This is a genomic window from Mesorhizobium sp. M6A.T.Ce.TU.016.01.1.1 (assembly GCF_003997065.1).
GTDB lineage: Bacteria > Pseudomonadota > Alphaproteobacteria > Rhizobiales > Rhizobiaceae > Mesorhizobium > Mesorhizobium mediterraneum.
The window spans coordinates 1-20,080 of the sequence record NZ_RZTJ01000003.1 but is presented as its reverse complement, the minus strand read 5'-3'; the positions used below and the strand labels follow the sequence as shown (position 1 = coordinate 20,080).

At 62.9% G+C, this 20,080-nt stretch carries 14 protein-coding genes; 6 read left to right on the top strand and 8 right to left on the bottom strand.

The window, feature by feature from the left end; genetic code table 11:
- Nucleotides 1–137: 137 nt before the first annotated feature.
- Nucleotides 138–3,824, top strand: coding sequence for a PAS domain S-box protein (locus EOC94_RS06295; protein WP_127289228.1), 3,687 nt, complete (start codon nucleotides 138–140; stop codon nucleotides 3,822–3,824).
- A gap of 281 nt (nucleotides 3,825–4,105) precedes the next feature.
- On the opposite strand, the gene EOC94_RS06290 is transcribed toward EOC94_RS06295, so the two are convergent.
- Nucleotides 4,106–6,076 carry an acetoacetate--CoA ligase gene (locus EOC94_RS06290; protein ID WP_127289226.1) on the bottom strand — a complete coding sequence of 657 codons (1,971 nt, stop codon included), beginning with the start codon at nucleotides 6,074–6,076 and terminating at the stop codon, nucleotides 4,106–4,108.
- A gap of 182 nt (nucleotides 6,077–6,258) precedes the next feature.
- Between EOC94_RS06290 and EOC94_RS06285 the strand changes: the two genes are divergently transcribed.
- A complete protein-coding gene (locus EOC94_RS06285; protein ID WP_127289224.1) occupies nucleotides 6,259–8,109 on the top strand; it encodes an AsmA family protein in 1,851 nt (616 codons plus the stop codon).
- Between the two features lie 69 nt (nucleotides 8,110–8,178).
- Here EOC94_RS06285 and EOC94_RS06280 read toward each other — a convergent pair whose 3' ends face one another.
- The 6 genes from EOC94_RS06280 to EOC94_RS06255 form a co-directional block, all read right to left on the bottom strand.
- Nucleotides 8,179–8,997, bottom strand: coding sequence for an ABC transporter permease subunit (locus EOC94_RS06280; RefSeq protein WP_126103645.1), 819 nt, complete (start codon nucleotides 8,995–8,997; stop codon nucleotides 8,179–8,181).
- The gene (locus EOC94_RS06275) at nucleotides 8,994–9,968 is read right to left on the bottom strand and encodes an ABC transporter permease subunit (RefSeq protein WP_126103646.1); all 975 of its coding nucleotides are present in this window, start codon (nucleotides 9,966–9,968) and stop codon (nucleotides 8,994–8,996) included. Before EOC94_RS06275 ends, EOC94_RS06280 begins: the two co-directional genes overlap by 4 nt.
- A gap of 9 nt (nucleotides 9,969–9,977) precedes the next feature.
- A complete protein-coding gene (locus EOC94_RS06270; protein WP_095483547.1) occupies nucleotides 9,978–11,117 on the bottom strand; it encodes an ABC transporter ATP-binding protein in 1,140 nt (379 codons plus the stop codon).
- Between the two features lie 75 nt (nucleotides 11,118–11,192).
- Nucleotides 11,193–12,290, bottom strand: a complete 1,098-nt coding sequence (locus EOC94_RS06265; protein WP_095483546.1) for a polyamine ABC transporter substrate-binding protein — start codon at nucleotides 12,288–12,290, stop codon at nucleotides 11,193–11,195.
- 358 nt (nucleotides 12,291–12,648) lie between these two features.
- The gene (locus EOC94_RS06260; protein ID WP_127289222.1) at nucleotides 12,649–13,590 is read right to left on the bottom strand and encodes a DMT family transporter; all 942 of its coding nucleotides are present in this window, start codon (nucleotides 13,588–13,590) and stop codon (nucleotides 12,649–12,651) included.
- A 148-nt stretch (nucleotides 13,591–13,738) separates the two neighbouring features.
- Complete coding sequence (locus EOC94_RS06255; protein ID WP_126103648.1) at nucleotides 13,739–15,193, bottom strand: helix-turn-helix domain-containing protein; 1,455 nt, start codon at nucleotides 15,191–15,193, stop codon at nucleotides 13,739–13,741.
- A gap of 247 nt (nucleotides 15,194–15,440) precedes the next feature.
- Between EOC94_RS06255 and aceA the strand changes: the two genes are divergently transcribed.
- From aceA to EOC94_RS06240, 3 genes are all read left to right on the top strand, one after another.
- The gene (gene aceA, locus EOC94_RS06250) at nucleotides 15,441–16,730 is read left to right on the top strand and encodes an isocitrate lyase (protein ID WP_095483543.1); all 1,290 of its coding nucleotides are present in this window, start codon (nucleotides 15,441–15,443) and stop codon (nucleotides 16,728–16,730) included.
- A gap of 63 nt (nucleotides 16,731–16,793) precedes the next feature.
- Entirely contained in the window at nucleotides 16,794–17,036 is a 243-nt protein-coding gene (locus EOC94_RS06245) for a hypothetical protein (protein WP_095483542.1), read from the top strand.
- A 312-nt stretch (nucleotides 17,037–17,348) separates the two neighbouring features.
- Complete coding sequence (locus EOC94_RS06240; protein ID WP_245465510.1) at nucleotides 17,349–17,738, top strand: response regulator; 390 nt, start codon at nucleotides 17,349–17,351, stop codon at nucleotides 17,736–17,738.
- 27 nt (nucleotides 17,739–17,765) lie between these two features.
- Here EOC94_RS06240 and EOC94_RS06235 read toward each other — a convergent pair whose 3' ends face one another.
- Nucleotides 17,766–18,482, bottom strand: a complete 717-nt coding sequence (locus tag EOC94_RS06235; RefSeq protein WP_126103649.1) for an HAD family hydrolase — start codon at nucleotides 18,480–18,482, stop codon at nucleotides 17,766–17,768.
- A 148-nt stretch (nucleotides 18,483–18,630) separates the two neighbouring features.
- On the opposite strand from EOC94_RS06235, the gene EOC94_RS06230 reads away from it, so the two are divergent.
- Nucleotides 18,631–20,067 carry a glutamine synthetase family protein gene (locus tag EOC94_RS06230; RefSeq protein ID WP_164547036.1) on the top strand — a complete coding sequence of 479 codons (1,437 nt, stop codon included), beginning with the start codon at nucleotides 18,631–18,633 and terminating at the stop codon, nucleotides 20,065–20,067.
- The last annotated feature ends 13 nt before the right edge of the window (nucleotides 20,068–20,080 follow it).

The following is a 20,080-nucleotide window of genomic DNA, read 5'->3' as shown; positions in this document are numbered from 1 at the left end:
ATTCTTTCCCTGCGTTAACCACGAGCCCAGAGATTCCAGCGGTTGCACGCTATGGCTTGTGGACCTTCGCGCCGTCGGCTTTTATTAACAAAACGTTAACTGGAAAATTGCCCGTTCCGTGAGGGTCCGCCAAGCGCATGCCGTCCGACAACTACTCCTTCCTCGACGTCGCCGTGCTCGACGCGGTCCGCCAGCGCTTTGCCGCCGGCGACGCGATCGCCCTTCTATCGGCAGACCTCGAACAGGTGATCTGGGCAAACGGGCCAGGGGCGGCAGTGTTCGGCTACCCCGACATCGAGGCCATCATCGGCGCCTCGACAGGGCTGCCGCTGATCGCCAGGCGCCAGATCATGGCGACAAGCGGTTTTCCACAGATCGGCCGCGACCGCGCCATCACGGTGCGGCTGGCAACCGGCCTAACCAGCCGCGCGGTTGGCTTTCTGGCCAGCGCCGTGACCATGCCTGACGGCGAAAACGCGATCATGCTGGCGGTGCCGGCGGCACAGACCGGCTCGCGCAGCGCTGCCGAGATCGCCGCTCGGGCCATCAGCGGCTTTACCGAAGACGGTCATTTCATCGCCTTCGTCGACGCCAAGGGCAATATCGAGGCCGCTTCCGATGGTTTTTCGGCGCTCGGCATCTTGCCCGAGACGCTGGCAGCGCTCGTGGCCGATGTGGCGAACGAGAGCGATCGCATCGTCAAACGCCTCGTTCCAGGCGGCACCACTTCCTATCCGGCCGGTCTCGCCCGGCTGACGGATGAGCGGCACCTGCTGGTGGTGATCGACGAGAACCAGCTTGACTCCGAAGAAGCCTCCGCTGGCGAGCACACCTATGGCGCTGCGGCCGATGCCGTAGTCCAGCCAAAAGCAGAACAGGACAACGCGCCGGCAACAGTCGCGAAGGCGGATGCGGCAGCGGAGACTGCTCCGGCAGCCGGCGAAGACACTGCGGTGTCGGTGGAGCATGACATTCCCAGTTCGCCCCAACTCGATGCGACTGGGCCCGATGCGACCGAGCAGAGCCCGGAAGCAGCTGATAGCGCCCGCCCTGCGGCCGGCGGAGCCCCCACGCAGCTTGACCATTGGTATTTCAGCGCCAGCGAGGGTGAGACACAAGAGCCGGGCCGACCGAACGCATCCGGGCCTGTCGAGGCACCGGCCGCGTCGGACGCTTCGGCGGAGAATACCGCGCAGGATGCCACCAGGGCCGCCTCCCCGGCCGGCCGTGCCATCCCCCCGATCGACCGCGCGGCGGCGCCCCTGCGTTTCGTCTGGCGCACCGACGCCGAGGGCAGGTTCAGTGCCCTGTCGCCGGAATTCGCGGAACTCGTCGGCAAGCCTGCCGCCGATGTGATCGGCCGGCGCTTCAGGGACGTCGCGGCCACCTTCGACCTCGATGCGTCCGGCGAGATCGCGGGCCTGCTCGATCGACGCGACACCTGGTCCGGCCGCTCGGTGCTGTGGCCGGTTGCCGGCACCGATTTCAAGATACCCGTCGACCTGGCGGCGCTGCCTGTCTACAGCCGAAGCCGTGCCTTCGAAGGTTTTCGTGGTTTCGGCGTGGCCCGCTCCAGCGATGCGGTGGTCGATCCGGAAGCGATCGGCACGGCGCTTGTCCCTAATGCCGAAACCCCCGCAGCCGTCGAGCCGGAAGTCGCCGAAACGCCTGAGGACACCGACCCATTCAAGGGTGAGGTGCCGGCGCTGACCATCGTGCCGAAGCCGGAGCGGCGCTTTGCCGACAAGGTGATCCGGTTGGCCGAGCACAGGCAGCCGGCCAATGACAAAGGCCTGTCGACGCTGGAACGCAGTGCATTCCGTGAAATCGGCGAGCGGCTCAAGAAGGACAATCCCCCGACCGAACAGCCCGACGCTGCAAAGCCGGCAGAACCGGCTGCGGCGGAACCGACCGAAACCGATGGCGAAGACGAGAAGGATGTCGCAAGGCTCGAAGGCGAGCAGCCGGAATCAACCGTGCGCGACATCTCAGGCTCGCTGCTCGACTATGCCGACCGGGATAATGTCGCCGACAACAGCGGCGGTGCGCCGGTTGCAGAGCCGGACAGGGCGACGCAGGAAATCGCTGACTCGGACAGTCGATCGATCGCCGCCGAAGACGACGACAGCATGACGGCTGCCGATTTCCGTGACGCAGAAGACAGCGAGGACTGGGCGCGGTCCGATGACGATGAAACCGATTCGTCAGCCGATGACATCGGCCATGCCGGTGACATGGAGCCGGCGCCCGTCGAGCGGCCGCGCCTGCAGGTGCCGTCGCTCAAGCTCGAAGGGTTCGTGCCATCGGCTTTTTCGACCGCAGACGACAACAACGCTGCGGACATTTCGATTCTCGGCAAGCTGCCGGTGCCCCTGCTCATCCATTCCGGTGACGATCTTCACTATGCGAATGAGGAATTCCTCAGCCTGACCGGCTATGACACGCTCGACGATCTGGAGGATGCAGGTGGCCTCGGCGCGCTGTTTGCCGATCCTTATGACGACAGCGCCTCCGATGGCACCGATCACGCGCTGCGGTTGAAGACGCATGACGGTCAGGAGTTCCCGATCGAGGCTATTCTGCGCTCGGTACCGTGGCGTGGCGGCAAGGCGCTGATGCTGGTCGTGCGCCGTTCCGGCGACGACGAGGCAGCGGCTATTCCGCAGGGTGGCGCCGACGACCAGACGCAGCCTGATGTTTCCGAGCTCAAGGCGCGCATCGCCGAGATGCGCACCATCATCGACACCGCGACCGACGGCGTCGTGCTGATCGGCCGTGACGGAACGATCCGCTCGATCAGCCGCCCGGCCGAAGCGCTGTTCGGTTTTGACAGCGATGAGGTGACCGGCAAACCCTTCTTTTCGCTGTTTGCGATCGAAAGCCAGCGCGCGGCACGCGACTATCTCGACGGACTGTCCGAGCCCGGCGTGGCGAGCGTGATGAATGACGGCCGCGAGGTGATCGGACGCGAGGCACAGGGGCGCTTCATTCCGCTGTTCATGACCATCGGCAGGCTGCCCAACGACAGCGGGTTCTGCGCGGTGGTGCGCGACATCACCCAGTGGAAGCGAGCCGAAGAGGATCTGACCCAGGCGCGCGCCGTGGCCGAGCGCGCCTCCTCGCAGAAGACCGACTTCCTCGCCCGCATCAGCCACGAGATCCGCACGCCGCTCAACGCCATCATCGGGTTTTCCGAGCTGATGGTCGACGAGAAATTCGGGCCGGTCGCCAATGACCGCTACCGCGACTATCTGCGCGACATCAACCGGTCGGGCAACCACGTGCTCGACCTGGTCAACGACCTGCTCGACATCTCGAAGATCGAGGCCGGCCAGCAGGAGATGGCCTATGAGGCGGTGTCGCTCAACGACACGCTGGCCGAGACGGTGGCGATGATGCAGCCGCAAGCCAACCGCGAACGTGTCATCATCCGCTCCAGTTTCGCCTCACGGCTGCCGGAAGTGGTGGCCGACCTGCGCAGCGTGCGCCAGATCGCGCTGAACATCCTGTCGAATGCCATCCGCTACACGCAGGCCGGCGGCCAGGTAATCGTGTCGACCGCCTATGAGATCTCCGGCGACGTCGTGATGCGCGTGCGCGACACCGGCATCGGCATGAGCCAGTCCGAGATCGAGCAAGCGCTGAAGCCGTTCAAGCAGATCAACGCGCTGAAGCGCGGGCGCGGCGACGGCACCGGTCTCGGGCTGCCGCTGACCAAGGCCATGGTCGAGGCGAACCGCGCTCGATTCACCATCAACTCGACGCCCGGCGAGGGCACTCTGGTCGAAGTCGCTTTTCCGTCGACCCGCGTGCTCGCGGATTGATCTAAAAGAAAAGGCGTCCAACAGGACGCCTTGAATGATGGGATTGCTGTTACAACGGGGGCTTGAGCGAATTCAGATCCTCTGGGGATTTCGAGGAACGGGATTTCTCCCTCAAGTTACGCACGACTATCGGTGCCGGCCCTTAACAAAACCTTACCGGCGTCGCCGAAAATTTACCAATGTGTACCACTCATGAAATCTAGGTAAATTCGAGCGAGATATTTCGTTAACCATGCTCGACCAGCACCTATCAAGCCGAATGGCGGCGCCGCTCTGTTTGCTTAGTCGGCAAGCTGCGGCAAATCGCTGAACAGCTCGAGCGCTTCTGGATTGGCCAGCGCCTCCTTGTTCTTGACGGCGCGGCCATGCACCATGTCGCGCACCGCGAGTTCGGTGATCTTGCCCGATTTGGTGCGTGGGATGTCGGCGACGGCGACGATCCTGGCGGGAACGTGGCGCGGGCTCGCCCCGCTGCGGATTTTCGCCCGGATACGTTTTTCCAGCTCGGCGTCGAGCTCAACGCCGGCAGCCAGCCGCACGAACAGCACAACGCGCACGTCATTGTCGAAATCCTGGCCGATGCACAGCGCTTCCAGGATTTCCGGCATCTGCTCGACCTGATTGTAGATCTCCGCCGTGCCGATCCGCACACCGCCCGGATTGAGCGTCGCGTCGGAGCGACCATGGATGATCAGGCCGCCATGGGCGGTCCATTCGGCGAAGTCGCCGTGGCACCAGATATTGTCGAAGCGCTCGAAATAGGCTGCGTGGTATTTCTTGCCTTCGGGATCGTTCCAGAAACCGATTGGCATAGCAGGAAACGCCTTGGTGCAGACGAGCTCACCCTTCTCCTGCCTGAGCGGGCGGCCATCGTCGTCCCAGACATCGACGGCGAGACCGAGACCGGGTCCCTGGATCTCTCCGGTCCACACCGGTTCCGTCGGCACGCCGAGCACGAAACAGGATACGATGTCGGTGCCGCCGGAGATCGAGGCGAGATGCACGTCGTGCTTAATGCCCTCATAGACGAAGCGAAAATCTTCCGGCGACAATGGCGAGCCGGTGGAGGAGATCGTGCGCACGGTGGAAAGATCATGCGTGCGGATCGGTTTGAGGCCGGCCTTGCGCACGGAATCGATGAATTTGGCCGAGGTGCCGAAATAGGTCATCTTCTCGGCGTCGGCAAAATCGAACAGCACATTGCCGTCGGGGTAGAAGGGCGAGCCATCATAAAGCAGAAGGGTTGCGCCCGACGCGAGGCCGGACACCAGCCAGTTCCACATCATCCAGCCGCAGGTGGTGAAATAGAAGAAGCGGTCGCCGTCGAGCAGGCCGGCATGAAGCCGCTCTTCCTTGACATGCTGGATCAGCGTTCCGCCGGCCGAATGGACGATGCATTTGGGGATGCCGGTCGTTCCGGAAGAAAACAGGATGTAGAGCGGATGCGCGAACGGCAACCGTTCGAAAGCGACCGCCTTGGCCGCGAAGGATGAGAGTGCCTCGTCCAGCGCCGCAGCCTTCTCGACGGTCGCCGCGACATCGCTCGAAGTGCCGAGATAGTCGACGATCAGGACCTTGCGGACGGTGGGAAGCTTTGCCGCAACGGCCGCGATCTTGTCGGCGACCTCGATCGCCTTGCCATTGTACCAATAGCCGTCGGGCGCGATGAAGACGACAGGCTCGATCTGGCCGAACCGGTCCAGCACGCCCTGTTCGCCGAAATCTGGAGAGCAGGACGACCAGACCGCGCCAATCGAGGCTGTCGCCAGCAAGGCGGCGACGGTCTCCGGCATGTTGGGCATCATGGCGGCGATGCGGTCGCCCTTTTTCACCCCAAGCGACAGGAAAAGCTGCTGCAGCCGCGAGGTCAGCGCATGCAGCTCATTCCAGGAGAGCCGGCGCTCGACCTTGTCCTCGCCGCGAAAGACGATAGCGTCACTGGGCCCGGTCTTCTTCAGGAGGTTCTCGGCGAAGTTCAGCTTCGCGTCGGGAAAAAACGCGGCGCCGGGCATCTTATCGCCATCGACGAGCACGCGTTCGCCCCCGCTGGCGCCCTTGTCGCCCACGATCCCGCAAAAATCCCAGACCAGGCTCCAGAATGACTCGCGATCGTCGATCGACCAGCGGTGTAGATCGGCATAGGATGAAAAACCCTTGCCGGTTCCAGCCGCGGCGGCCGTTATAAAGGCGGTCATCGGCGCCGCGTCGACCTGGTCTTTCGTCGGTGCCCAGAGCGGTGCTTCGCCAGCCATGATCAATCCTCCCGCGGTCACCGTCGCTTATGCATATCGCAGCGCAGCAGAGCAAGATTTTGTTCGGCCGAGCGATGTGGATGTGCGCAAATGCCATCGCTGGGCCATAAAGACTTGAAATGCGTCAGCCGTGGGTTACACCCGTCGGGCGATTTTGTCGGAACGGAAGCATACGGGGCGACATGTCATCATCTTTGATCCGGCGCGGAATATGGGCCATCGGCGTTGCCGTGCTCGTCACCGCGCTGGCCGTCGCCGCGCTGCCGCTCGTTGCCTCGACCCGCATCGTGCGCGATCGCATCGCCTGGGAAATGAGTGCGTGGAGCGGTTTCAGGGTCACCATTGACGGCGCGCCGCGGATCGAGGTCTGGCCGAATTTTCGAGCCATCCTGGCCGACGTGACGCTCTCGCAGTGGACAGAGACCGACGCGCCGCCTGTGATCGAAGCCGAACGGGTCGAGGTCAATCTCTCGGCCATGGCGGCATTGCGTGGCGACGTGGTGTTCTCGACGGCGCGGCTGATCCGGCCGACGATCAGGGTTCAACGCGCAGCAAATGGGCTTTTCCTGCCCGCCTTGCCGTCGGGCGGGCGCATCACGCGTTCCATCGACACCGCTCGCGCCGTGGTCAGCGCCAATCCAGCCAAGCCGGACTTGAGCAAGCTGCCGGCAGATCCGTTCGGCACCGTGGAGTTCAGGAACGGCCGCGTGGTGACCTCCGTCGATGGCAAGGACACTGAGATACTGAGCAGCCTGAGCGGACAGGCGAACTGGGCCGCAATGAACAGCAATGCGACGCTGTCGGCGACCGGGATCTGGCGCGGCGAAAGCGTCGCCGTGGACGCCGCTTCGTCGAACCCGCTGGTGCTGTTTGGCGGCGGTGCTGCGCCGATGACGCTTTCCTTCAAGGCGGCCCCTGCCAGTTTTTCGTTCGACGGCGTGGCCAGCATGTCCGAGAACGCCTATTTCGACGGTCAGGCGAAATTTGCCGCGCCCTCGCTCAGGCGCGTGCTCGAATGGTCGCGGGCCGGCATCGCGCCGGGCGCGGCAATCGGCTCGGTTTCCGTTTCCAGCAAGGTCACCGCGACCTCCGGCCGCATTAAACTCGAAAACACTGAGATCGCTCTGGACGACAATCCAGGGATGGGTGCGCTGGACTTCTCCTTTGGCGAGGCGCGGCCGGTGATCGCCGGAACGCTCGCCTTCGACACGCTCGACTTGCGATCGTTTCTTTCCGCCTTCACACCCTTGGCGCCTGCGGACGGCGCTGGTCCCGGCGAAATCGACATAAGCGTCGCCGACCGCATCGATCTCGATCTCAGATTGTCGGCAGCGCAGGCCACCGCAGGCACCATCCAGCTTGCCGACGTCGCCGCCACCGCCCAGGTCAAGGACGGTCTTGCGGTCTTCGATATTTCCGATGCATCGGCCTTTGGCGGCAACATCCAGAGCAGTCTTCGTTTCGACCGCATGCCGGGCGGCACGCAGGTCGAGATCAGGCTGCTCGCCTCCGATGTCGATGGCGGCGCTTTTGGCACCGCAGCCGGAATGACGCGGCTGGTGCCGATCGGCAGGGGAACCGTTTCGGTCATCCTCAAGGGCCCGGGCAGAACCTGGGATTCCATTTTCGAAAACGCCGACGGCTCGGTTTCAGCGAAATTCGGCCAGGGCGCCTTGAGCCGGCTCGACCTGCCGGCGTTTCTCAAGCACAACGAACAGGGCGGGTTCTTCGCGCTCGACGATGTCTCCGACGGAACGCTGCCGATCGACGGGGCCGAACTCAAGGCGAGCATTTCGAACGGTGTGGCGAGGATCGACAAGGCCGAAGCGAATTCGGCGAAGTACAAGGTCTGGCTTTCCGGCATCGCCTCCTACGCCGGGCGCGGGCTGGCGCTGTCCGGCGGCATCATTCAGGCGGACCAGCCAGCCACGCAGACAAACAACCAGGGTCCCAACCAATCTTCGTTCTTCGTCGGCGGAACGTGGAGCACGCCGTTCATTTCGCCGATAAGCCGCGGGGTTTCCGGAGAATAGGCAACGAGGCTGCTGCGGGCGTCGTCGGAAGTGCGTCCTGCCGGCTTTTTCTGGGTGCCGCTTCTTTCGTCACCCCCGCTGAGCGGCCTGCTCGTCGCGCTGGCGCTGCACCTCGCGACGCTTGTTGGCGAGCGAGGCGATGATGACCCCAACCGCCACGACCGCGATCAGGATGGTGCAGGCGGCGTTGATCTCCGGCGTCACACCGAGACGAACCTGGCTGTAGATCTTCATCGGCAGCGTGGTGGCGCCAGGCCCTGAGGTGAAGCTGGCGATGACCAGATCGTCGAGTGACAATGTGAACGCCAGCATCCAGCCCGACACGATCGCAGGCATGATGACGGGCAGCGTGATCTGAAAGAAGGTCTTCACCGGCGGCGCGCCCAGATCCATCGCGGCTTCCTCCAGCGAGCGGTCGAAGGTGACCAGGCGCGACTGCACGACGACGGCGACGAAGCACATTGTCAGGGTGATGTGGGCAAGCGTGACGGTGAGGAAGCCGCGGTCGAGACCGACGGCGACGAAGAGCAGCAGCAGCGACAGGCCGGTGATGACTTCCGGCATGACCAGCGGCGCAAAGACCATGCCGGAAAACAGCATCCGGCCCTTGAAGCGCGTGTAGCGCGTCAAGGTGAGAGCCGCCAGTGTGCCGAGCACTGTCGCCACGGTGGCCGAGATGACGGCGACGCGGGCCGTTACCCAGGTAGCGTCCATGAGGCCCTGGTTGTGGAACAGCGCGACGTACCATTTGGTCGAGAAACCGCCCCAGACGGTGACCAGTTTCGACTCGTTGAAGGAGAAGACGATGAGCAGGACGATCGGCAGGTAAAGAAAGGCAAAGCCCAGCACGATCGAGGTGATGTTGAAACGGCTCCAGGTCGGGTTCATTTGTCTTGTTCCTGGGCGCGGGCCTGCGCCCGCTGGAAGAGCATGATCGGCACGATCAGCAGCAACAGCAGGATGACAGCGACGGCCGACGACACTGGCCAGTCGCGATTGGCGAAGAACTCGTTCCACAGCGTTTTGCCGATCATCAGCGTCTGCGATCCGCCGAGCAGGTCGGGAATGACGAACTCGCCGACGGCGGGGATGAACACCAGCAGGCAGCCGGCGATGACGCCGGGCACCGACAGCGGAAAGGTGATCTTCCAGAACGCGCTGGTCGGCGGGCAGCCAAGATCCTTGGCCGCTTCGATCAGCGAGTAATCCATCTTTTCCAAGGACGAATAGAGCGGCAGCACCATGAACGGCAGATAGGAATAGACGATGCCGATGAAGATCGCCGTGTAGGTGTTGAGGACGATGAGCGGCTGGCTGATGACGCCGGTGGCGAGCAGCAGCTGATTGAGCAGCCCCTCGGGCTTGAGAATGCCGATCCAGGCGTAGACACGGATCAGGAACGAGGTCCAGAACGGCAGGATCACCAGCATCAGCAAGGTCGGGCGAAGCGTCGCCGGCGCGCGGGCCATGCCATAGGCGATCGGGTAGCCGACAAGCAATGTCAGCACCGTCGAGATGGCGGCAACGATGACGCTCGTCACATAGGCATTGAAGTACAGCGCATCCTGCGTCAGCCATGTGTAGTTATCGACGCTGAGCTGTTTCAGCTGGGCAAGAAAACCGGAAAGGCCGTCGCCGAAGCCAAGCACCGGCGTGTAGGGCGGTATGGCGATTGCCGTCTGCGACAGCGAAATCTTGAGGACGATGATGAACGGAATGAGGAAGAAGAACACCAGCCAGAGATACGGGATGATGATGACGAGACGGCCAATGAAGGCGGCACTCAATCTGGCCAAGGCGGATTTGCCAGCATCGGTGGCCTGAGAGCTTGCTGCAGCGGTGACAGCGGCGTTCGACATGACCGTCCCCTATCGCGTCAGCACGACGCCGGCGTCCGGCCGGAACGACACCCAGGCACGGTCGTTCCAGCTCAGCGGATCCTCGGTGATGCGGGCCGCATTCATCGTGCTCGCCCGCACTACATGGCCATCGTCCAGCCTGACGTGATAGACGGTCATGTCGCCGAGATAGGCGATATCGTAGACCTCGCCCTCAATGGCATTGACGGCACCGGCCGGCTTCTTCGACGATATCTTGATCTTCTCCGGCCTGATCGCGAAGGCGACGGCCGCGCCGGTGGCGGCATCGCCGGCATTCTCGGTCCGGATGGTGATGCCGTTGCCCGCGTCGATGCTTGCCGCGCCAGCCTCGCCACGCGCGATCTTGCCTTCGAACATGTTGACGTTGCCGACAAAGCCGGCGACGAAGCGGGAACCGGGCGCCTCGTAGACTTCCGCCGGCGTCGCCACCTGCATCACCTCGCCCTTGTCGATGATGGCGATGCGGTCGGCCATGGTCATCGCCTCTTCCTGGTCGTGGGTGACGACGACGAAGGTGAGGCCGAGTGACTGCTGCAGATCCATCAGCTCGAACTGCGTTTCCTCGCGCAGCTTCTTGTCCAGCGCGCCAAGCGGCTCATCGAGCAGCAGGACCTTCGGCCTTTTGGCGACCGAGCGGGCAAGCGCGACGCGCTGGCGCTGGCCGCCGGACAATTGGTGCGGCTTGCGCTTGGCGAACTGCTCGAGCTTGACCAGCTTCAGCATCTCTCCAACGCGCGCCGCGATCTCGGGCTTCGGCATGCCGTCCTGCTTGAGGCCGAAGGCGATGTTGTTCTCGACCGTCATATGCGGGAACAACGCGTAGGACTGGAACATCATATTGACCGGCCGCCGGTATGGCGGGATGCCGCGCAGATCCTGGCCATCGAGCAGAATGCGGCCGGCGGTCGGCTCCTCGAAGCCGGCGAGCATCCGCAGAAGCGTCGATTTTCCGCAACCCGACGCCCCGAGCAGGGCAAAGAACTCGCGCTCGAATATGGTCAGCGACAAATTATTGACGGCGGTGAAGTCACCGAACTTCTTGGTGACCTTGTCGAACTGGATGTATGGCTTGGCGTTCGGATCGTTCCATGGCGCGAAATCCCTGCGGATGCTGCCAAGCGATTTCATGTCCCACTCCGTCCTGGTTCTATCCCCAAAAAAGATTTGACCCCGGCACGCTGTGCCGGGGTCCTTGATCGTCTCTTATTGCCCGGTGACGATCCTGGTCCAGGTGCGGGTGACCACGCGCTGGGTCTTGGAATCGTAAGGGGAGATGGTGAACAGCTTCGCCAGCGTCGCCTCGTCCGGGTAGATCGCCGGGTCCTCGAGTATCTCCTTGCTGATGAACTGCTGCGACGCCTTGTTGCCGTTGGCGTAGAAGACATAGTTGCTCGACTTGGCGATCACTTCCGGCTTCATCATGTAGTTCAGGAATTCATGCGCCTCGGCGACATGCGGCGCATCGGCAGGGATTGCCATCTGGTCGAACCACATTTCGGCACCTTCCTTCGGCACGGAATAGCTGATCTCGACGCCATGGTTGGCCTCGGTCGCACGGTCGCGCGCCTGGAACACGTCGCCCGACCAGCCAACTGCCAGGCAGATGTCGCCATTGGCCAGTGCGTTGATATATTCCGACGAGTGGAACTTGCGGATGTAAGGCCTGATCTTAAGCATCAGTTCTTCCGCCTTGGCGAAATCGTCCAGCGACGTGGTCTCGGGATCGATGCCCAGATATTTGAAGGCGTTTGGGAGGATGTCGCTCGGGGAGTCGAGGACATAGACGCCGCAATCCTTCAGCTTGGCCAGTTTTTCCGGATTGAAGAACACGTCCCAGCTGTCGATCTTGTCGGTCCCGAGCGCTTCCTGCACTTTCTTGACGTTATAGCCGAGGCCGACCGTGCCCCACATGTAGTTGATCGAATATTCGTTGCCCGGATCGTACTTGGCTGTGCGCTCCGAGACGATGTCCCACATGTTGGAAATGTTGGGCAGCTTCGACTTGTCGAGCTTCTGGAACACACTTGCCTGGATCTGGCGTGCGAGGAAATTGGCGGTCGGCACGACAACGTCGTAGCCGCTGCCGCCGGCAAGCAGTTTCGTCTCCAGGAGCTCATTGGAATCGAACGTGTCGTAGGTGACCTTGATGCCCGTTTCCTTGGTGAAATCCTCGATAATCGAGCTGTCGATGTAATCCGACCAGTTATAGACGTTGACGACACGGTCCTGGGCATGAGCGCCGAGGGTGAAAAGCGTCAGAAATGCCGAGGTCGCCGAAAGCCAGAACGCTTTGCGGGTCATTGAGTCTCTCCTTTGATGAGTGTTCCATCGCCAGCTCGTCGCGGGGCTGCGCGGCTGGACATTTGCTTCAGATTATTGGGCTTTCCGGCAAGCGACAAGCACGAACCGCCGACACCTTGATGGTTCGATGTGCAGCGGCCAAGGCTCCCGTTCCCATGTCGTGATCCGGATGGCGTTCTGGCGCCGTCAGAGGCTCTCGCCACGACGCGGGCAGGGATACGACGATGTTGTCCGGTCTCGATCGGGCCGGAGGGGAGACTTGGCAAGATACGCCTGTCTTGTTGTTGCCGTATTGGCAGCCTGCCCGCGCGGCTGCGGCGTTGTCAATGGCTCATCTCGCTTTGGCGCGTGCGCTGCATCAATTAGGCGACGGCATGCCGGTGACACCCGGCCGCACGGGCCGCGCCTGACGCTTGAATTCGAGGCCGATATGGACGAGCAGCGCCGTGACCACGACCGTGCCGCCAAGGATGGTGCGTCCCGACGGCACCTCGGAATGGATGAGCCAGACCCAGATCGGGCCGAGGATCGGCTCGAAGGTGCCGAGGAGTGCCGCGACCGCCGCCGGAACAAGCCGGGCGCCGGTGGCGAAGAAGGCAAGGCCGAGACCCAGATTGACCACGCCGAACGCGAACAGGAAGCCCATGTCGCTGCTGGAAACGCCGAATTGCGATGCCTGGGACGCCGCGAATGCGGCGGCAAGCATCGTGCCGAGGCAGGTCGCTGGCGTCATGCGCACATGGGCAAAGCGCCGCGTGATGACGGTGGCGATCGAAAACATCACGGCGATGAGCAGCGCCAAGCCGTCGCCGATGGGTGACACGGCGCCATCGAGCGATTCTGATACCATGATGGCAACGCCGGCAATGACGGCTGCAATCGCTACCCAGGTCGCCATGCCGACCCGTTCGCGAAACAGTACCCACGCAAACAGCGCTGCCAGCAGCGGCACGCCGGCCTGCATCAAAAGGATGTTGGCGACGGTCGTGTAGGCAAGCGCCGCGACAAAGCAAGTCGATGCAGTGGCGAAGCAGAACGCCACGGCAAGGCCGGGCAGGCCCATGCCGCGGAACAGCTTCACCGTGCCGTGCCAGCCGTCGCGCCAGATCATGAAGCAGATCAGGAAGGCGGCGGCCCAGACCGAGCGCCAGAACACCACCGTCCAGCTGTCGCCCGCTTCGATGAAGCGGGCGATGGCGCCGCCGAAACTCCACATCAGCGCCGACAGAAATATCAACAGAAAGCCGACGCGCTCCTCACGCGGCGAGACGGCAATCGGTGATGATGCGGTATCGGTCATGGGCGCGACTGTCGACGATTTGAGGGCGGCACGATGCGCAACGGACGACAAGAACGTGCTTCATTCGCGTAGCGCAAAGGCAGCGGCGGAGCGTGGTCCACCGGACGGCGACGGTTGTGGCAAAGGCGGCAGTCGGCGATCTGGGGCCTCACTGGAAATCGAAGGCGCTCAGCCCGGTCACCATTTCGTCGAGGCCGAGCGGGCGCGTCACCGGCGGCTCGGCGCGGGCGAGGCAGCCGATGCGCTCACACAGCCGGCAGGCCGGGCCTATCGGTGTGGCCGGATTGATGCCCTGTCCGGCTTTTCCTGTCGTTGCGGCGGCTGGCCCCGGCAGTGCCGTGCCGTAGACGATCTCGTCACGAAAGCCGATGTCGCAGCCGAGCAGAAGTGCGGTACGGCGCGGGCGCTCCGAAAACGAGCCTTGCGGCCCTTCGAGCGTGCGGGCGACGCAGAGGAACTCGGCGCCATCGGGCATTTCCACCGCCTCGACGAAGATCTGGCCGGGCTGGGTAAAGGCGGCATGCACCGGGAGCTTCGGACAGCCGCCGCCGAAGCGGCTCTGGGGAAAACCCTGGCTGCCCGCCTTACGGAAGCGGTTGCCGGCACTGTCGACCTCGAGCATGAAGAACGGCACGCCCGGCGTGCCCGGCCGCTGCAGCATGGTCAGGCGGTTCGCCGCCTGCTCGAAGGAGACGCCGAAGCGCGAGCGCAGCACGTCGATGTCGTACCGCGCGCGGGTCGCGGCCGCATGGAAGGACTGGTAGGGCATCATCAGCGCGTGGGCGGCGTAGCGGCCAAGCTCGAAGCGGGCGAGCCGGCGGGCCTCATCCGTGGTCAGCTTCAGCGCCTGGATCTCGCCTGCCACCGCGACCGTCATGCGGATCAGGCAGGCCTCCATCGCCACCTCGCGCAGCTGGTCGAACGGCGACAGGCGCTCGGACAGAAACAGACGCTGCGAGTGGCGGTCGTAACGGCGGCGCCAGTTCGGCATGGTGGCGACCGGCAGCACCTTGACCACGATGCCGTATTCGCGCTTCAGCCAGGCCTTGAGCGCACCGAGCAGATCGTCGCCGGGATCGAGCACCGACGTGAATGCCTCGGCCTCCTCTTCGAGCGCGGCAAAATGGTTCGGCCGGCGCTCGAAGATCTCGTGCACCTCGTCAATCGGCAAGCGGGCGCCGGAGAGTGCCGTCGCTTTGCCCTCACGCGCGAGAAGCTCGTTGAGGTCGGAAAGGCGCTCGGCCTGCTCGCGATAGGCGCGAAACAGTTTTATCACCGCGGCGGAAGCGTTGGGCGCTGCCTCGGCAAGCTCGATCAGCTCCTGGTCACCAGGCAATTCGCCGACCAGCAGCGGGTCTGAAAACACTTCCTTCAGGGCGGCGACCGACCCCCTCGCCTCGCCCTGCAATTCATGCGGGTCGACCTTGTAGACAGATGCCAGCTTTAGGATCAGCTGGACCGTCAGCGGCCGTTGGTTACGCTCGATGAGATTGAGATAGGACGGCGAGATGCCGAGCCCTTCGGCCATCGCCGTCTGGGTCAGGCCCTTGGCGCTGCGGATACGGCGGATGCGCGGCCCGGCGAAGATCTTTTGATCGGCCACTCGACTGTCCTTGACAGAAATTTACATTGCTTCTGCACGGCGATGTCACGCCGGTATTTTACAATCATGACAAATTTACAGCGCCTGGCTGTCAAACGCAACACAGGTTTTCTCTTATTCCTCAGCCAAATCTACGGTTTCTCTCGCCTGTTTCGCGCCGAAATGTAAATGCTGTCACACCAAAACGGCGCGAAATCTGCATGAGGCGGCGTTCTCTATCCCAGTAACGATTTATCCGGAGCGACCAATGACCGATTTTTACAACCTCGTCCCCTCGGCGCCGGAAGGCCGCTTCGACGGCATCGAGCGGCCCTATTCGCCGGACGATGTGAAGCGACTGCGCGGTTCGGTCCAGATCCGGCAGAGCCTCGCCGAAATGGGCGCCAACCGGCTTTGGCAGCTCATCCACGAGGAGGACTTTGTCAACGCGCTCGGCGCCATGTCGGGCAACCAGGCGATGCAGCAGGTCCGGGCCGGGCTGAAGGCGATCTACCTGTCTGGATGGCAGGTCGCCGCCGACGCCAACACCGCCTCCGCCATGTATCCGGACCAGTCGCTTTATCCCGCCAATGCCGCGCCCGAACTGGTCAAGCGCATCAACCGCACGCTGCAGCGTGCGGACCAGATCGAGACCTCCGAAGGCAAGGGGCTTTCGGTCGACACCTGGTTCGCGCCTGTTGTCGCCGATGCGGAAGCCGGTTTCGGCGGGCCGCTCAATGCCTTCGAGATCATGAAAGCCTTCATCGAGGCGGGTGCCGCCGGCGTCCACTACGAGGACCAACTGGCGTCGGAAAAGAAATGCGGCCATCTCGGCGGCAAGGTGCTGATCCCGACCGCCGCACACATCCGCAACCTCAACGCCGCGCGGCTTGCTGCCGACGTCATGGGCACGCCGACGCTGGTCGTCGCGCGCACCGATGCGGAAGCGGCAAAGCTGCTCACCTCCGACATCGACGAGCGCGACCAGCCCTTCGTCGACTATGGCGCCGGCCGCACGGTGGAGGGCTTCTATCAAGTCAGGAACGGCATCGAGCCTTGCATTGCGCGGGCCGTCGCCTACGCGCCCTACGCCGACCTGATCTGGTGCGAGACCTCCAAGCCCGATCTGGCGCAGGCCAAGAAGTTCGCCGAGGGCGTGCACAGGCATCATCCCGGCAAACTTCTCGCCTATAATTGCTCGCCGTCGTTCAACTGGAAGAAAAACCTCGACGACGCCACGATCGCCAAGTTCCAGAGGGAGCTCGGCGCCATGGGCTACAAGTTCCAGTTCATCACGCTGGCCGGTTTCCACCAGCTCAATTTCGGCATGTTCGAACTCGCCCGCGGCTACAAGGCGCGGCAGATGGCGGCTTATTCCGAGTTGCAGGAGGCTGAATTCGCGGCGGAAGCCCACGGCTACACCGCGACCAAGCACCAGCGCGAAGTCGGCACCGGCTATTTCGACGCCGTGTCGATGGCGATCACCGGTGGCCGGTCTTCAACCACGGCCATGCATGAATCGACCGAGCACGCCCAGTTCAAACCGGCGGCGGAATAGCAGGAACGCAACGAACAGAGGAACGCCCCCGAAGGGGTATAAATACGCAGAAGGAGAAGACCAATGGCATCGATAAGCCGCGTCAAGGAACGGGCCGAAGAACAGGCCACCACCATGAGCGTCGACCAGCAAGCAACCATCCGCATGCTTGCGAACGACCTGCACAGGCTCAACCAGTCGGTGATGAAGGCGGTCGAGGCCGGTGTGTCGGTTGAGCTCGTGCGCTCGGCACGGCACCATGGCGGCGACGGCAACTGGGGCGATCTGCTGATCCCGGTGATCGTCACGCAGCGGAGCCACGGCTGACCGAAGTCCAAGCAAAGCCTATTGTGGATCCGGAATCACCTGCGCAGTCTCTGCGCAGGTGATTTGCGTTTGCACGGCCAGTTTGCATACGGGCAAAAAACAGAACTTGCTTTAAATTTTAACGTTTCTTGCGATATTCTCGATGTTCGCCATTTCAGCTTGACATAGGCAGCGATCTCACGGCAATTGTCTCTAGAGTTTCAACCCTGCATTGAAACCAGTCGAGTGCCCGCCCCGCTCATGCGCCCCGTGAATCGCGATACCAAGACTGTAAACCACCTGAGTTTGGTGAGCCGGAATGTGGATCCCGAGATGCTCACGGATTTCACCCGCGTGCTCGTCGTCGGAAAGTCGCCGGTCAACCGGGTGGTGGTTTCGAAAATCGTCGAACGATCCGGGCTCAAGCCGATCTCGGAATCGCCCGAGACGGCAGCAACGACGTTGCGATCGCTCATTCCCGGAGCTGTCGTCCTCGACGGCGGCGCGGACAACAAGGACTGCGACGCGCTGATGTCGGGTATCGACGCGCTGCGACGCACTTCTGGCAAGTCGCTCCCCTCGGTGATCCTGCTTTCGACCAAGAACGGCACACCAGAGAGCCTCGGTCTGTCGAGCGTCGTCGATGCGGTGGTCGTCAAACCGATCACGACCGAACGACTGCAGCCGGTGATCGACCGCCTGGTCGAGCTCGGACGTAACTAGCCAGCACCCGGCCCGACGCCAAGACGATCAGCCGGCTTTCCCGATGTTTTCGATCAGCCGGGGCAGTTCCGAGAGATCGGCTATCTGGCGGAAGCGAGGCGCGGTGACCGGCGGCTCGACATGTTCCAGCACCCAGGTCAATTCATGCGGCACGTGGATGCCCCAACTGCCCGCCTCGATGGCCGGCACCACATCCGACTTGAGCGAATTGCCGACCATCATGCTTTTTTCCGCGCCATCCCCATGGCGGCCGAAGATCCTGGTATAAGTGGCAGGGCTCTTGTCGCTGACGATCTCGACGGCGTCGAACAGGTCGCCGAGGCCCGATTGCGCCAGCTTGCGCTCCTGATCGAAGAGGTCGCCCTTGGTGATCAGCACCAGGCGATATGCGCTCGCCAACTTTTCCACGGTTTCGCGCGCATGGGGCAGCGGCTCGATCGGATGGCCGAGCATCTCGCGGCCTGCGGCAAGAATTTCGGCGATGACCGAGGCCGGCGCCCGGCCCCCGGTAATCTCGATCGCCGTTTCGATCATCGACAGGGTAAACCCCTTGATGCCGAAGCCGTAGACGGCGAGGTTGCGCTTCTCCGCCTCCAACAATCTTGCCGAGATGTGCCCCTCCTCGGCATGATCGGCGAGCAGCGCGGCAAAGCGCCTCTCGGTGATGCGGAAGAACTGCTCGTTCTGCCAGAGCGTATCGTCGGCATCGAAGCCGATAGTGGTCAATTCATGATTGTTCTGCATTCGACGTCTTCACCGAGGTCATTTAATTTGCGTCGAACCTAAGCTGCTCGGAGCGGTTTTCAACTGCCAGACGAACGCAGGGCCGGCTCCCCTTCCCTTCCATCACCGCCCACGGCTATACTCCAAAATCCGCAACCCAATCTGGTGAATGATGCCGCCTGCAAAAAAGGAAGTCCGTCCGTCGAGCCGCGGAGGACGTATCCGCACGCCTGCCTTCGTGAAAAATCAGCGCGGCGTGAAGAACTGGAAGGAAGTCAGCGCCTGGCTGGAGTGGCGCGGCATCGAGGATATCGAGTGCATCACGCCCGATCAGGCGGGTGTTGCGCGCGGCAAGATGATGCCGTCGAAGAAATTCACCTCAAACACCTCGCTGGCGCTGCCCTCGGCGGTGTTCATGACGACGATCTCCGGCGGCTATCCGGAGGACGGCAACGGCTTCCACTATCCGGAGGACGACGGTGACCTCAAGCTGATGCCGGATCTTTCGACACTGACCGTGGTGCCGTGGGAAGAGGACCCTACGGCGGCGGTCATCTGCGACCTCGTCCACCAGGACGGCCGCTCGGTCGAGTTCACGCCGCGCAACGTGCTGAAGCGCGTGCTTGCAGCTTACGACAAGCGCGGGCTGAAGCCGGTGGTGGCGCCCGAGATCGAGTTCTACCTCGTGCGCAAGAATCCCGATCCGGACTACCCGCTGACGCCGCCGGTCGGGCGTTCGGGACGAGCGATCGGCGGCGGCGCCGGCTATTCGATCGCCGGCGTCAACGAGTTCGACGAACTGATCGACGACATCTATCATTTCTCCGAAAGCCAGGGCCTGGAAATCGATACGCTGATCCACGAGGAAGGCGCCGGCCAGCTCGAGATCAATCTGCGCCATGGCGATCCGATCGAGCTCGCCGACCAGGTGTTCATGTTCAAGCGCACCATCCGCGAGGCAGCGCTGAAGCACGATATCTATGCTACCTTCATGGCCAAGCCGATCCAGGGGCAGCCTGGGTCGGCCATGCATATCCACCAGTCGATCATCGACAAGAAAACTGGCAGGAATGTCTTTTCTGCCGAGGACGGCTCGGAAACCGAGGCCTTCTTTCATTTCATCGGCGGCATGCAGAAACACGTGCCGAACGCGCTGGTGATGTTTGCGCCCTATGTCAATTCCTACCGCCGGCTGACCCAGTCGGCTTCGGCGCCGGTCAACAACAAATGGGGCTACGACAACCGCACCACCGCCTTCCGCGTTCCGCGTTCCGACCCGGCGGCCAGGCGCGTCGAGAACCGCATCCCCTCTTCCGACGCCAATCCCTATCTGGCGCTGGCCGCATCGCTCGCCTGCGGGCTGATCGGCATGACCAACAAGATCAAGGCCGAGCCGCCTGTCCTCACCACCGCCAACGATGCCGAGATCGACCTGCCGCGCAGCCTGCTCGAAGCCGTCGACCTATTGGAAGCCGACGAGGAACTCTGCGCGCTGCTCGGCAAGTCGTTTGCCGCGACCTATGCGGCGATCAAGCGGGCGGAATTCGAGACCTTCATGGAAGTGATCAGCCCGTGGGAGCGGGAGTATCTGCTGCTAAATGTTTAGGGGAGTAGGGGAG

Coding starts and splice junctions, on each gene's coding strand:
- EOC94_RS06275 (WP_126103646.1), bottom strand. CDS start 9,968: ATGTCGAACGCCGCTGTCACCGCTGCAGCAAGCTCTCAGGCCACCGAT.
- EOC94_RS06265 (WP_095483546.1), bottom strand. CDS start 12,290: ATGACCCGCAAAGCGTTCTGGCTTTCGGCGACCTCGGCATTTCTGACG.
- aceA (WP_095483543.1), top strand. CDS start 15,441: ATGACCGATTTTTACAACCTCGTCCCCTCGGCGCCGGAAGGCCGCTTC.
- EOC94_RS06280 (WP_126103645.1), bottom strand. CDS start 8,997: ATGAACCCGACCTGGAGCCGTTTCAACATCACCTCGATCGTGCTGGGC.
- EOC94_RS06245 (WP_095483542.1), top strand. CDS start 16,794: ATGGCATCGATAAGCCGCGTCAAGGAACGGGCCGAAGAACAGGCCACC.
- EOC94_RS06270 (WP_095483547.1), bottom strand. CDS start 11,117: ATGAAATCGCTTGGCAGCATCCGCAGGGATTTCGCGCCATGGAACGAT.
- EOC94_RS06290 (WP_127289226.1), bottom strand. CDS start 6,076: ATGGCTGGCGAAGCACCGCTCTGGGCACCGACGAAAGACCAGGTCGAC.
- EOC94_RS06240 (WP_245465510.1), top strand. CDS start 17,349: ATGCTCACGGATTTCACCCGCGTGCTCGTCGTCGGAAAGTCGCCGGTC.
- EOC94_RS06230 (WP_164547036.1), top strand. CDS start 18,631: ATGATGCCGCCTGCAAAAAAGGAAGTCCGTCCGTCGAGCCGCGGAGGA.
- EOC94_RS06260 (WP_127289222.1), bottom strand. CDS start 13,590: ATGACCGATACCGCATCATCACCGATTGCCGTCTCGCCGCGTGAGGAG.
- EOC94_RS06285 (WP_127289224.1), top strand. CDS start 6,259: ATGTCATCATCTTTGATCCGGCGCGGAATATGGGCCATCGGCGTTGCC.
- EOC94_RS06295 (WP_127289228.1), top strand. CDS start 138: ATGCCGTCCGACAACTACTCCTTCCTCGACGTCGCCGTGCTCGACGCG.
- EOC94_RS06235 (WP_126103649.1), bottom strand. CDS start 18,482: ATGCAGAACAATCATGAATTGACCACTATCGGCTTCGATGCCGACGAT.